10 protein-coding genes are annotated in these 13,421 nt (G+C 64.1%); 6 read left to right on the top strand and 4 right to left on the bottom strand.

The window, feature by feature from the left end; all coding sequences use genetic code 11:
• Positions 1-63: 63 nt before the first annotated feature.
• Positions 64-1,593 (bottom strand): Mur ligase family protein, encoded by a 1,530-nt coding sequence (locus tag RF647_RS03670; RefSeq protein WP_368810715.1) that lies wholly within the window; start codon positions 1,591-1,593, stop codon positions 64-66.
• 339 nt (positions 1,594-1,932) lie between these two features.
• Here RF647_RS03670 and RF647_RS03665 point away from each other — a divergent pair, with 339 nt between their 5' ends.
• From RF647_RS03665 to RF647_RS03655, 3 genes are all read left to right on the top strand, one after another.
• On the top strand, positions 1,933-2,394 hold the full coding sequence (locus RF647_RS03665) for a hypothetical protein (protein WP_368810557.1): 462 nt from the start codon (positions 1,933-1,935) through the stop codon (positions 2,392-2,394).
• 302 nt (positions 2,395-2,696) lie between these two features.
• The gene (locus tag RF647_RS03660) at positions 2,697-4,235 is read left to right on the top strand and encodes a sugar transferase (RefSeq protein ID WP_368810556.1); all 1,539 of its coding nucleotides are present in this window, start codon (positions 2,697-2,699) and stop codon (positions 4,233-4,235) included.
• A gap of 108 nt (positions 4,236-4,343) precedes the next feature.
• Complete coding sequence (locus tag RF647_RS03655) at positions 4,344-5,483, top strand: acyltransferase family protein (RefSeq protein WP_368810555.1); 1,140 nt, start codon at positions 4,344-4,346, stop codon at positions 5,481-5,483.
• A gap of 335 nt (positions 5,484-5,818) precedes the next feature.
• Here the strand turns inward: RF647_RS03655 and RF647_RS03650 are convergent, their stop codons facing one another.
• The 3 genes from RF647_RS03650 to RF647_RS03640 all read right to left on the bottom strand — a co-directional run bounded on the left by RF647_RS03650 (position 5,819) and on the right by RF647_RS03640 (position 8,628).
• Complete coding sequence (locus RF647_RS03650; protein ID WP_368810714.1) at positions 5,819-6,403, bottom strand: transposase; 585 nt, start codon at positions 6,401-6,403, stop codon at positions 5,819-5,821.
• Positions 6,404-6,412: 9 nt separating this feature from the next.
• On the bottom strand, positions 6,413-7,147 hold the full coding sequence (locus tag RF647_RS03645; protein WP_368810554.1) for a helix-turn-helix domain-containing protein: 735 nt from the start codon (positions 7,145-7,147) through the stop codon (positions 6,413-6,415).
• A 203-nt stretch (positions 7,148-7,350) separates the two neighbouring features.
• On the bottom strand, positions 7,351-8,628 hold the full coding sequence (locus RF647_RS03640) for an O-antigen ligase family protein (protein WP_368810553.1): 1,278 nt from the start codon (positions 8,626-8,628) through the stop codon (positions 7,351-7,353).
• Positions 8,629-9,025: 397 nt separating this feature from the next.
• On the opposite strand from RF647_RS03640, the gene RF647_RS03635 reads away from it, so the two are divergent.
• The 3 genes from RF647_RS03635 (at position 9,026) to RF647_RS03625 (ending at position 13,377) form a co-directional block, all read left to right on the top strand.
• Positions 9,026-10,105, top strand: coding sequence for an acyltransferase family protein (locus RF647_RS03635; protein WP_368810552.1), 1,080 nt, complete (start codon positions 9,026-9,028; stop codon positions 10,103-10,105).
• Between the two features lie 114 nt (positions 10,106-10,219).
• Positions 10,220-12,277, top strand: a complete 2,058-nt coding sequence (locus tag RF647_RS03630; protein ID WP_368810551.1) for an acyltransferase family protein — start codon at positions 10,220-10,222, stop codon at positions 12,275-12,277.
• Between the two features lie 8 nt (positions 12,278-12,285).
• The gene (locus RF647_RS03625) at positions 12,286-13,377 is read left to right on the top strand and encodes an IS630 family transposase (RefSeq protein WP_368810550.1); all 1,092 of its coding nucleotides are present in this window, start codon (positions 12,286-12,288) and stop codon (positions 13,375-13,377) included.
• Positions 13,378-13,421 lie beyond the last annotated feature (44 nt).

Raw genomic sequence — 13,421 nt, 5'->3', positions numbered from 1 at the left:
AGAGGCGCACTCGCGGCGCGGAAGGGGCGGGTCCTCGCCCCGGGACGCAGCGCCACGGCGCGGTCAGCGAGCGCGCAGAATGGCGGCGGCTGCCGCGAGAACCTCGTCGCGGTCCACGAACGGCACCCGGCTCCCCCGCGGGCCGATCTCCATCCACTGCTCGTGCCCCCTGCCGTTGAGCACCACCGTGCCGTCCGGTCCGGCCGTCTCGAGGGCGAACTTAATGGCCTCCCGCCGGGACGGCAGCTCGACGACCTCGGGCACGAGCAGACCGGCGGACCGCCGCGCCGCCACGGCTCGGCGGACACCCCGCATCACGGCGGCGCGGATGGCGGCCGGGTCCTCCGTGCGGGGGTTGTCGTCCGTCACCAGGACCACGTCGGCGCCGGACTCCACGGCCGCGACTCCGGCGGGTTCCCGCTTCGTGGGGTCGCGGTCCCCGCCCGAGCTCACCGTCACCACAAGCCGCCCCCGCGTGCGCGCCCGCATCGCGGCGGCCGAGGACGCGAGCGCGTCCGGGGTGTGGGCGAAGTCGACGACGACGGTCGGCCACCCCGGGCCGAGGTCCACGTGCTCCATCCGGCCGGGAACGCTCACCGGCCCGTCGAGAGCGGCAGTCACCTCGGACGGCGACAGCCCGAGCTCGAGCAGCATCAGCGCGGCCACCGCGGTGTCGGTCCGGTTGTGCTCGCCGGGCAGCGGCGTCCGCAGCGCCAGGTTGCCGGCCGGGCCCTGGAGGAGGAACGCGTCCTCGCCCCGCTCCCCCACGATGTGCCACTGCGCGTCCACCCCGGGATCGTTGGCCAGGCTCACCACGGTCACCCCGCGGCGGCCAGCCAGGTCGCGGAGACGGCGGCCGGCGTCGTCGTCGACCACCACCACCGCCCGGGACGTGAACTCGGGGGTGAAGAGACGCGCCTTGGCGGCGAAGTAGGTCGCCATGTCCCCGTGGTAGTCCAGGTGCTCGTGGGAGAGGTTGGTGAAGGCGACCACGCTGTAGTGGATGCCGTCCACCCGGTGCTGGTCCAGGGCGTGGCTGCTGACCTCCATGACGCAGGAGTCGTTGCCCGCGTCCCGCATCTGCGCCAGCAGCTCCTGCAGTCGCGGGGCGGCGGGGGTGGTGACCGCGCTGGGCCGGCGACGGTCGCCCACCACGGTCTCCGGTGAGCTCAGCAGCCCGGGTCGGCGGCCCAGGCGGACCAGGGCCGCTTCGAGGAGATAGGCGGTGGTGGTCTTCCCGTTGGTGCCCGTGATCCCCAGCATCGTCAGGTCCGCGGCCGGGTGGCCCTGCAGCCGGGCCGCCACCGGGCCCAGCGCGGCGCGCGGATCGTCGACGACGACCACCGGCACCTCCAGCGACCGACCCAGGATCTGCACCCCGCGGCGGTCGGTGAGCACCGCGACCGCCCCGGCGTCGACCGCCGCTGCGGCGTGCTGGACGCCGTGCCCGCGGCCGCCCTGCAGGGCGACGAAGAGGTCGTCCGGACCGGCCTCGCGGTGGTCCTCCACCACCCGGCGCACCACCGGGTCAACGAGGACGTTGCCCGCGGCGAGCGTTCCCCCGATGTCGCGCACCAGATCAGCCAAAAGCACTGTTCCGGACGACGACCGCCCGCCCCGCGCGCGCTCAGGAGGATTCACCGCTCCAGCGTATCCGCGCCCGGAAAGTAATCAGTACACGTATGAATTCACGCAGTCCTGCTCCGACAGTCAGCGCAGCGCGTGTGGCCCCCGACACACTCCGGAAACACCGCCTGGACAATGGTCCACCCCGAACCACTCTCCGCATAGGAACAAGAGGCTGACAATAGACTTTTGTCCGGTCCGAAGGGGACCATGTGGGGACAAAAAACGGCCCCCACTAGGGCCGTTGCCCCGATACGCTCGGAGGACCCGAAGATCCGTACCCCTCGACGGACAAGAGAGAATCCAATGCGCACCTCCCACCTTGCCACTGACATCCAGCACTACCTCGAGTCCTGCTCCCCCGCGGGACTCACCCTCCTGGAGCTCGACATCGTCGAGGACGTCGCCGAGCTCACCCTGGCCTTCACCCCCGAGGCCCTCGACCGCGTGCTGCGCAACCAGCTGCGCACCGCCGGCACCCCGAGCGACTGGGACTGCCCGAAGGCGTCCATGGAGGTCGGCACCCCCACCTGGGCCTACGCCCTGGAACTGGCCGACCTCTTCAACGACCACTACTTCGGCCACGTTGTCCTCGAGCGCCACGAGGCAGCCCTGGGCGAGATTCTCGCCACCCACGGCCACGAGGGCACGCCCGTCGTGGTTCGCCCGGCCTATGCCCCCAGCTGCCTGGCCCTGAACCTCCGCCGCCTCAAGGCCGAGCAACTCCGCACCGCCAGCCACACCGCGCCGGCAGCCCGCGCCGCCTGAACGGCCGGCACCACAATGCCGCCGTCCCCCGAGTGGGGGACAGAAAATGGCACCGCCACCGTCGGGTCAACTTCCCCGCCCGACGACGTGATCCCCGTCACCACTAGGCACGACGCCGTCCCGCGAGTTCTCGGCACAGGCGAGTGCAGACGCAAACACCTTTCGTCATAGAGCCGGTTTCATCGATTTGCGCCACTAAACTGGCGACAAGTGCAACGCAGCGCGCGGTCCACCGTCTCCCCCACGGGCTGGGAGGAGATACCCCAGGTGGCCGCGTGCTTTTTCGGGGAGGGAGCACCACCATGCTCAAGGTCAACGAGATCAGCCGAGCGGACGACCACCGGCGTCCGCAGCTCAACAGCACCCGCACCACCGCTCGCGACGCCGCCTCCCGTTCCGGCTGGCGATCCGCCTACCTCACCCGCATGCGCTGGGCCGACGGCCTGGCGCTCATCGTCACCCTCATCGGCGCCCACCTGCTCCGCTTCCAGCTGGAGAACGCCGGTCTGCACCTCGGCGGAGACGTCTCTGTCCCCTACTGGATCGTGGGCGCTGCTCTCGCTGTGTTCTGGTGGATGCACCTGGGCGCCCGCGGCGCCCGGGACGTCCGCCTCATCGGCCACGGCCTCGAGGAGACCCGGCAGGTCGTTCACTCGAGCCTCATCCTCTTCGGCGCCATCGCGATCATCTCCTTCGGCTTCGACCTCCCCACGGCCCGCAGCTACGTCCTCCTGGCCCTCCCCCTCGGCCTGGGATTTTTGATCCTCGGCCGCTTTCTCGTGCGGGACCGGCTGGTCAAAGCCCGGTACAAGGGCGAGGCACTGTCCAAGACCATGGTGGTGGGCCGGCTGGCCGGCACGTGCGACCTCATCAAGTCCCTGCGTCAGCACCCCACCTCCGGACTCGACGCGGCCGCCATCTACGTCCCCGAGACCCGCAAGCCGGTCCCCGCAGAGCTGCAGCGCATGAGCCTCCCCCCGAATGCGCTCGCCCCGGGTGCGCGTCCCACCGTGGAGGGCATCGTCGACGCGTGCCACGAGCGCGACATCGAGACCGTCGTCCTGTCCTCCAACGTTCCCCTGGGCACCACGGAGATCCGCCATCTCAGCTGGCAGCTCGCCGACGCCCACATCCGCCTGGTCATGGACACCGGCCTCACCGACATCGCCGGCCCCCGCATCCACATGCAGCAGGTGGCCGGCCTCCCCCTCATCCACGTGGCCACCCCCAAGCTGAGCCGCAGCCGCGCCATGACCAAGCGCCTTATGGACATCCTCGGCTCCGGCGCCGCCCTGCTGGTCCTCTCCCCCGCCCTGCTCGCCCTGACGCTGATCGTCAAGACGCACGACAAAGGCCCGGCCTTCTTCGCCCAGGAGCGCATCGGCCAGGACGGCTCCCGCTTTAAAATGCTGAAGTTCCGCAGCATGCGCACCGACGCCGAGCAGGTCCTCCAGCGCCTCAAGGAGCAGAACGAGGGCGCCGGCCTGCTGTTCAAGATGAAGGACGACCCCCGCGTCACCGCCCCCGGCAAGTGGATGCGCCGCTACAGCCTCGACGAGCTCCCCCAGTTCCTCAACGTGCTCAAGGGCGAGATGTCCCTGGTGGGCCCCCGCCCCCCGCTCCCCTCCGAGGTGGAGCAGTACGAGGACTACGTCCACCGCCGGCTGCGCGTGCGACCGGGCATTACTGGCCTGTGGCAGGTCTCCGGCCGCTCGAACCTCGACTGGGAGCAGTCTGTACGGCTAGACCTCTACTACGTGGAGAACTGGTCCCCGGTGCAGGACATGCTGATCTTGGGCCGCACCTTCAAGGCGGTTGTTGCCAAAGAAGGAGCCTACTAAAAAAAAGCACCTAATCCTTGAAAAATTGCGCCCCAATATGCCTAAGCCCAAAAAGTTAAAACAATACCGCGAGACTCGGTTGATGCAAGGACGCGAAACTATTATCTCATGAGCGACAAACGCATTGAATTGCCCTATCTAGACGGAATCCGCGGGGCCGCCGCACTAACAATCGTGCTGTATCACGCGTTTTTGTTCACTGGCCACACAGGCGATGCGTATAACGATTTGCCCATTTTGGGCTGGTTTTTGGGATACGGATACCTGGGAGTTCCCATATTTATCGTACTAAGTGGCTACGTTCTCATGTTACCCATAGCCATGCAGCGAGAGTTCAAGCTCCGGACGAGCTTCAAGCGCTACATTGGACGTCGCGCTCGTCGCATACTCCCTCCGTACTATGCGGCACTGGCAATCAGTTTGATCCTGATTGCCACATTTCCTATCATGCAGGAACCCTCTGGGACGCAATGGGACACAAAAGTTCCGGTAACTATCGGGGGCACGATTTCCCACCTGCTCCTTATACACGACATGAGCGGATCATGGATTGGCCAAATTAACGGACCCCTGTGGTCGATTGCAGTCGAATGGCAAATTTACTTTCTGATGCCTCTTGTGATTTTGCCGCTATGGCGGCGCGTCAACCCGATAATTGTCGCATCAGGCCTTTTGGTGGCAAGCCTGAGCGTTGCACTATTATTTGGACGCTTCCCATACGCTCACCCATGGCTCATAGGCCTATTCTCACTTGGAATGCTCGCAGCCTATTCAACACTAAATGCGAACTGGGAACTTTTATGGTTACTACGGGCGACTAAAATGCTGACCTTATGTACTGTGGTCGTTCTTTTCGGAGCATGGAACTGGATGCATTCCCATCCATGGGCATCAGAAAGCCTTGTTGGAATTTTGTTTGCGGCCAGCCTTGTAATCCTGGGGCGAGCCTCGCTAGCTGGCATAGAATCGCGTGTCATCAATTTTTTTAAATCCGCACTTATGATACGTCTAGGGCTAGTCTCCTATAGTGTTTATTTATTACATAGCCCTTTGATTGGGCTAGCTAATCTGTTGACTCTACACTGGAATTTGCCAACCTGGTTGCAATATTTGTTTTTGACTTTAGTAGTGGTTCCGACTGTCTTGGCAGTCTGTGTCGGTTTTTACTGGCTGGTCGAGCGACGATTCCAAAATACACATCAGCGAAGCGTCTCAAGTACACAGGTCGTCCAATCATCCACATCTTGATGATGACCGCAATAGCGCACTAGTTTACTCCAGCTGGGCCATGGTGCAGGCGCCCTCTGCGTAGTGCGTATATAACACGAACAGACTTAGTACCATAGTCCAACAGTGGGCAACCGCAGGATGCGATATTTGCGTCATTAGACGAGGGCATTTCGCCACACCTCACGGGCAGCCTGATCCACACGCTGTCGGAAACAGGGATCTAAGCCCATGACCACCGTTGCAGGTCTTCTTCCTAACGAAGCCCTGCTGTACGGGACCTGTGATCGACCTCAACGAGACACCACGCGCCAAAGCGGGCCTTCACAGTTAAGTGTGGGTAGGGATCTTGACAGTTAAGTGTGGGTAGGGATCTTGCGCCAGGGCCGTTGACCACCTGCTGCGAGCAGAGCACGTAGGCGGTAGTTCTCGAAGTTCCGGAAGCCGCGGGCGACCCGGCGCATCGTCTCGATCACGCCATTGATCGCCTCCGTGGGTCCATTCGAGGCGCTGGCGGTGTCGAAGTAGGCCAGGATCGCCGATCGCCACCGCCGCAGTGTGCAGCCGAGGCGGGCGACCTCCGGGATCGGGCAGGAAGGGAAGGCAGCGAGGATCTCGGCGACCAGCCGCCGACCTGTCTCAGGGCGGGCGTGGTAGGCCGCGCGCAGCTTCTGATAACACTGCCAGGCCAGCGTTACCTCGTGGTGCGGGTCCCCGGCCTCGAGCCTCGCGTTGAGTCGCCGGATCTGCTTCTCGGTCAGGTGCTCCACCCCGATCTGCAGGGTCCGCTGGATCCCGTAGAGAGGATCCCCGGCCCTCCCACGGTGGCCCAAGGTGTCCTGCTGCACCCGCCGGCGGACCTCGTCGACGACCTGCCCGCCGAGCTTGACCACGTGGAAGGCATCAAGAACGGTGATCGCCTCCGGGAGTTCGTTGCGGATGGCGTTGGCTTAGCCGTGGAACGGGTCCAGCGTCGCCGTGCGGATCCCGCTGGTGAATGCCGGCCCCTGGGCCGAGAGCCAGTCGGCGTAGACGGTCCCGGTGCGGCCCGGCACGAGGTCGAGCAGCCTCGCCCGAGGCCGGCTGTTGTCGCGGGAGTGGTCCACGATCCCGGTGACCAACTCGGTCCCCGGCGGACCCACATGGCGCCACACATGTTCGTCCACCCCGAGGGCGTTCACCCCGGCCAGCCGATCCTCGGCGGCCAACTGGGCCTGGGCGACCGAGGCGACGGCATCCCACACGGTGTTCCAGGCGACCCCGAGCATTTGTGCCAGGGCCGAAACGGCGATGTCGTGGGCGCGCAACTGGGCCACCGCCCAGGCGATCGCACGGGTGGGGAGCTTGGCCCGCGGGGCGGCCAGTTCGTGGACCTCGCTGAAAGTCGTCACCTCGCAGGCCGTCTCGTGGCAGCGGTAGCGGCGCTTGCGCCAGACCACGCGTACCGGCACTCCGACGCAGGGCAGATCGTGCAGCAGCACCGGCACCCTGCCATGACCGATGGCGAGCACCCCACAGGAAGGACAGCACGCCAAGGACGGCACAGTCTCGACCACCAGGGCGAAGGAGGACCGGTGACGCTCGATCGTGAGCACGTGGACATCGGGCAGGTCAAAGAGCGCGCACGCTGGCGCGCAACTAACATGAGACACGTCGAGGCCTTCAAGGACGGTTGGATTCAGCACCCCCATCCTGGAGGCCTCGACCCATACCCAACCCCCGTGACACGCACCCGGCGCTACCTCTCACCCACACTCATCTGGGAATGGCCGGAAATCTTCCGATGGGGTGACATAGGGCCTCTAATGTGAAGAGCCACCCCGTGGGGTGGCTCACTGCAGGTATGAAGAAGGCCCCGCCGTTTGGCGGGGCCTTCTTAGGAACGGTGCTAGACGGATGCCTGTGATCGAGCGGGCGGTGAGATCCTGTGGTGTGCCCGTTGCGGATTGCCGAAGCCAAGCCCGACTACGGCTGCAACGACTGCGGCGGGTGCGGACAGCGACCAATACTGTGCCGATATGAAGGCCACAGCCAGAGAAAGCACGGCTGTGGCAGCGGCGGCACGATAAGCATCCACATGGGCGGTGAGGGCGCGGATGGTGGCCCAAAGCATGAACGTGAAGACGAGAGCCCCGATGACGCCGATCTGCACGGCGATCATTAGGTACCCGTTGTCGGTGGTTAACGATCCGTAGGGCGCGAGGCTCGGATAACGCTGTGACACTGGCCCTGCCGATCCTGCGCCGGCCCCAAGCAGGTTTTCGTTAATTGCGGCGATGGCCCGCGGGTAGACGTCGCCTGAGCGGTCTTGGAAGGACCGATCTTGGGACAGATCAGTGAGAGTAAGAATTCGATCGCGGGTTTCCTGAGCGCGGGTACTGGATGAGGCGGAGAGCCACCACCAGACGGCAGCGGAGAGCCCACCCGTGAGAGCGGTGTACTTGGCTACCCTCCCGAGAGTGGTACCACGGCCCCAGGCGAATAACCCAAGCAGTAGCGCCACAGTGGCGGCAACGAGCGAGGTGCGGGTCAGACTGGTGAGCAGTGCCACCACCCCGATGATTCCGATAATTAGGACGGCGATCCGTGGCCTGCGGGGAAGTTGAGTTGCAGCAACCAGCGCAGCGGGGGTAAGGCAGGCAACGAGGAACCCGAAGTCCTGGTTTGTGGGCAGCAATCCCATGCTGCGGATCGTGCCGTCGATTCCGTATGTAGATACCGACCGGTCGATCAAAGTCAGTTCAGGGCCGGTAAATCCTATAAACGCTTGGCGTAGAGCCACGACGATGTTGGCGACGAACACTCCAACTACGGTCAAGGTCAGTAATCGCCGTTTTCGCTGCTCACTAGCACGAGTGTGGCGGCGAAGGACGCCGACGATGGCAAGGGTGACCAGTACCGGGAAAACTAGGGCCAGGAACCCGCGTGCGGCCAGAAGCGGCGAAATGAGAATTGTGGCGAAGGCCACGGCCCCGCAAATGAACAGGTAGCCAGCGACAGGGAAGATGAGCTTGCTCTGCAGGCGGCGCCGAGTAATCAACGACAGTCCATACGCCAATCCCAGTGCAGCGAGGTAGGCCTGCGCAGCCTCCGAAGCAATACCGAGCCTCGGCACATGGGCGGCTATAAACCCTGACATCCCCAGCACGGCCACTGCGGCGGACACAGATCCTGCCCACGCTCCTCCATACCCCACGGACACAGCCGCAACCGCACCTCCGATCACGACCACCGCCCACACCGGGTCTTGCACGGCGAGCACACTGAATGCGACCACCGCCCCAAGAGCAAGTAGCACCAAGGGCACAGTGCCGTTGTGTATACGCGTCATGTCAACCTCCGGGCCCAACACGGCAGGGGGCGGGGGTGCACCGGTTGGATGGTCCCACACTACCGACCCACTCCCGCCCTGCTGTGGATAGGGCACACAATGATCCAAGCGTGCCGGTTCATGAAACTGTTTGCATGGGGCCATGCCGCCCCAACGAGAGGGGGCGCCCGGCGGGACGCCCCTTCTCGTGTCATGTGCGCCTTTTGGGGAACGTCCTCGTTAGCCTGAACGCGTGACCCCCGCACCCCCCAGAAATCACGCCATCGACGTCGCCCGGGCCTTGGCAGTCACCGGCGTCGTCATCAACCACAGCATCGACGGACTCGTAGGCTCCGGCATCATCGACCCAGCTTCCCGAGTCGCCGAGATCAACGGCATGCTATACATCTTCCGCATGCCCGCCTTGGCGCTACTCCTGGGCCTGTTCATCCCTCGAGCGGTCAGCAAGCGCGGGGCCGCCGGTTACGTCAGGGAGCGAGTGACCCTGGCCGTCTATCTCTACGTGCTGTGGTTCTTCATCCAAACGAGCGTCGAAATCGCCACCAGCAGTATGAAGAACACCCCCCGTGGGGTCAGCGACCTCTTGCAAATCTGGACGATGCCGGCGCATCTCTGGTTTCTGCCGTATCTTGCGGTGTCCGCGCTCGTCATCACGTTCGCCGCTCCCTGGGTGACTCGTCGGCGAGCAATTGTGGTACTTGTGGTGCTGGCAGGGGTGGCATTAGCAACCTGGGATTGGAACCCGTTGCTGTTTGGGTTACGCGGATTTTCTTTGCTGCTGTTCACAGCATTGGGCGCCGCCATCGGGATGGGGCGACTCGGCCGAGCGCTAAATGGGCCACTATGGATTTGGGGCGCGCTCGGACTTGTAGCGGCTGCCGGGTTTGCGGTCCTGTGGCATATGGGCATGAGTCCAGGGACGGCAGGCTCGTCGAAACTGCCCCTCGATACCGTGGCAGTAAGCATCGCTGGGGCTCTGCTGGGAATCGTCGTCTTGCTCGCGATGGCCGCAGCACTGGCCCACGTATCGGTCATTCGCCGAATCGTAGGTTACGTCGGCGAGCACACCCTTGAGGTTTATCTCGCCCACGTAATTGTTACCGCAGGGACGCGCATTGTGTTGGCACGGTTGGGTGTTGAATCAGAGGGCTTGTTCTTGATCGTCGTCGTGTCTGCTGGGGTCATTGCACCACTTGCCCTCGCGTATGTGGCTCCTCGGGTCGGGTGTGGGTGGCTCTTCCAACCTCCGGGGCCGCTGGCGCGTTGGTCCAAAGCGGCGAGCAGTGAGGTCAAGACCTCCGCCGCACTCTAGGCCCAGGAATCAACACGGGTCGTCATATAAAAGTCAGGGCCGTAGTTAAGCCACGTTCGTTATCCCGCGCACATCCGTCGGTACTGTTAGCGCCCCCAGCCCAAGGACCCCCTCATGGCCGTTTCTACAATGTCCGCGCTCCGAAAGTTGACTCCGCAGAAGACCGGGTTCCGCAGCGATATCCAAGGGCTGCGAGCGATAGCTGTCCTTTTGGTGGTCGTCTACCACTCCGGTGTCGAAGCCCTTTCAGGCGGGTACATCGGTGTGGACGTATTTTTTGTAATCTCCGGCTTTCTGATCACGACTCACCTGCTGGAGTCGTTGCAACGACACGGCACAGTGCACTTCGGTAGCTTCTACGCCAGACGGGCCCGACGCATCCTTCCCGCGGCGTTCACTGTCTTGGTGCTGACCGTGATCGCCGCGGTGATCTGGATGCCGCCACTGCAGCTGCGGGAGGTGTTCCGCGGGGCAATCGCCACCGCTTTGTATGTGCCGAACATGCTCTTCGGCGTCCAAGGGACGAACTACCTGGCGGAGAGCGCGCCCTCGGTGTTCCAGCACTACTGGTCGCTGGGTATCGAGGAGCAGTTCTACATCGTGTGGCCAGCCATTCTTCTCATCGGATACCGGTTGTTCAAGCGATCTGAAAGGGCCCTGTTCTACGGTGTGGCCGGGCTGGTCGTTGTGTCGTTCCTGCTCTGCGTGGTCATGATGAGTGTCTCGCAGCCCTGGGCGTTCTTCTCTCTGCCTACCCGAGCCTGGGAGCTCGGCGTCGGAGGCCTGGTGGCGTTCGCCATGCGCTCGGGCGCCAGCTGGATCACGCACCCCCGCATGGGATTGATGGCCTGGGTCGGACTCGTTGCGCTGCTGGTGGTGGCTGTGGCCTATGACGCCACGACGCCATTCCCCAGCTACTACGCCGCCGTCCCCGTGCTTGCCACCGCCCTGGTGATCGTTGGAGGGATGGCCGGTCCTATGAACCCTGCCAGGGTGCTCAGCTTGCGCCCCATGCAGTTCATCGGGTTGATTTCCTACTCCCTGTATCTCGTCCACTGGCCACTGGTGGTCATCCCGCAGGCAGCCGTTGGCCACAACAACCCTTTGCCGGCCTGGATTCTCCTGGGTCTTGGGGCGCTCAGCATTCCCGCCGCCTATGGGTTGTACCGCTGGGTGGAGAACCCTTTGCGGCGCCCCCGGGGGAAGGGGACAGAACGGCCAGCACAGACCCTTCTCTTGGTGGGATGCGTTTCCGGGCTGATCGTTGCGTTGACCGTGGGCACGATGTTCGTAACCCTGCGCCTTCCGCTGAACGCCGGGCGCCAAGCCCCCTTCGCAGAGATCGCAGTTGCCCCCACCGGGACAGGGTTCGTGCCCTCCAACCTGACCCCCACTCTTCGCTCAGCATCCGATGACAACCCCGTGATCTACAACAACGGGTGCCACCGCGACTTCGCCTCCACTGACCCGTCAGGTTGCCAGTACGGAGACACCGTCGACGCCCCGCTGGTCGCGCTCTTCGGCGATTCGCACGCCGCCACATGGTTCCCCGCCCTCCACGAACTAGCTAAGAACGGTCGCATCCGCCTGGACGTCAACACGAAGAGTTCATGCCACTCCGTCGACGCCCCGAAGCTCCGCGACGGCGTCCCCTACACCGAGTGCGACACCTGGCGTGCAGACGTCATTGAGCGGCTGGGCCAGGAACAACCCGACGTGGTGGTGCTCGCCAACTACGGGAACAGCACGCTTCAAGGCGAGAACGGGAACTTCGCGCAAATGTGGGGTCATGGGCTTACCAAGACCATCGACGCCCTCCCGGCAGGGGCTGCGGTCAACGTAATAGCCGACGTGCCGAATATGGGGGAGACCCCCGCCATTTGCTTATCCGCCAACCTTGAGGACGCACACGCTTGCGACGTCCCCCGGGCGGAAGCACTTAACACCACTGTGGCTGAGGCGGAGCGCTCAGCGGCCCGATCCAGTGAAGCCAGGTACGTGGACCTAACCGATTACATGTGCAACGACACATCGTGCCCGGCAATCGTGGGGAACGAACTGCTTTACAGGGACGCCCACCACCTCACCACAACGTTCAGCGAGTCCCTAGCAGCACCACTCGAGGAGGTGCTACTAGTGTCCCGCGCCACAAGTTCATTAGTTAAGTCTTAGAATGGGGCATGGCCCGTACTGGACGTCCCAAAGCCGAGCTGGTGCTCACCGACGAGGAGCGGGAGCAGCTGCTGCGCTGGTCGCGTCGGGCCAAGTCCGCCCAGACGGTGGCCTTGCGTTCACGGATCGTACTGACCTGCGCGGAAGGGCTGACCAACAAGGCAGTGGCCGAGCGGCTGGGGTGCTCAACGAACACGGTCAACAAGTGGCGGGCACGGTTCGTGGCCGATCGCTTGGACGGGTTGGTCGACGAGCCCCGCCCGGGCCGGCCGCCGACCATCACTGCTGAGCAGGTCGAGGACGTCGTGGTCGCCACCTTGGAGTCGACACCGCAGCACGCGACGCACTGGTCGAGGGCGAAGATGGCGCAGCGGTCGGGCTTGTCGAAGTCCACGATCGGGCGGATTTGGAAGGCCTTCGAGCTCAAGCCCCACCGGGAGGAAGGGTTCAAACTCTCCACCGATCCGTTGTTCGTGGACGAGGTCTACGATGTCGTCGGACTGTACCTGAACCCGCCCGAGGCCGCGGTGGTGCTGTGCGTGGACGAGAAGTCCCAGATCCAGGCACTGGCCCGGTCCCAGCCGGCGCTGCCGATGATGCCGGGTATGCCCGAGAAGCGCACCCATGACTACGTCCGGCACGGCACTACCAGCCTGTTCGCGGCGTTGAACACCGCCGACGGCACGGTGATCTCCTCCTTGTACCGGCAGCACCGGGCGGTGGAGTTGAAGAAGTTCCTGGCCAAGATCGATGCCCAGGTCCCGGCCGAGCTCGAAGTGCATCTGGTCTGCGACAACTACGGCACCCACAAGAGCCCGATCATCGCGAAGTGGCTGCAGGACCACCCGCGATTCCACATGCACTTCACACCGACTTACTCTTCCTGGATCAACCAGGTAGAGCGGTTCTTCGCCTACGTCACCGCCGATCTGCTCCGCAGATCAGATCACCGCAGCGTCCAGGCACTGGAGGCCGACATCCGCGCCTGGGTCGCTGCCTGGAACGAGAACCCGAAGCCCTTCATCTGGACCAAGACCGCTGAGGAGATCCTCGGATCCCTGGCACGACTCATACAACGAACTACCGGCGCAGGACACTAGTGGGCCGTCGTTGAACTACCTGAACCTTTGGCGGAGTGGGACCA

The organism is Kocuria sp. CPCC 205263 (assembly GCF_040981075.1).
GTDB classification, from domain to species: domain Bacteria; phylum Actinomycetota; class Actinomycetes; order Actinomycetales; family Micrococcaceae; genus Kocuria; species Kocuria rosea.
Note: the sequence above shows the minus strand (reverse complement) of the source record. Positions and strands in the feature narration are given on the sequence as shown.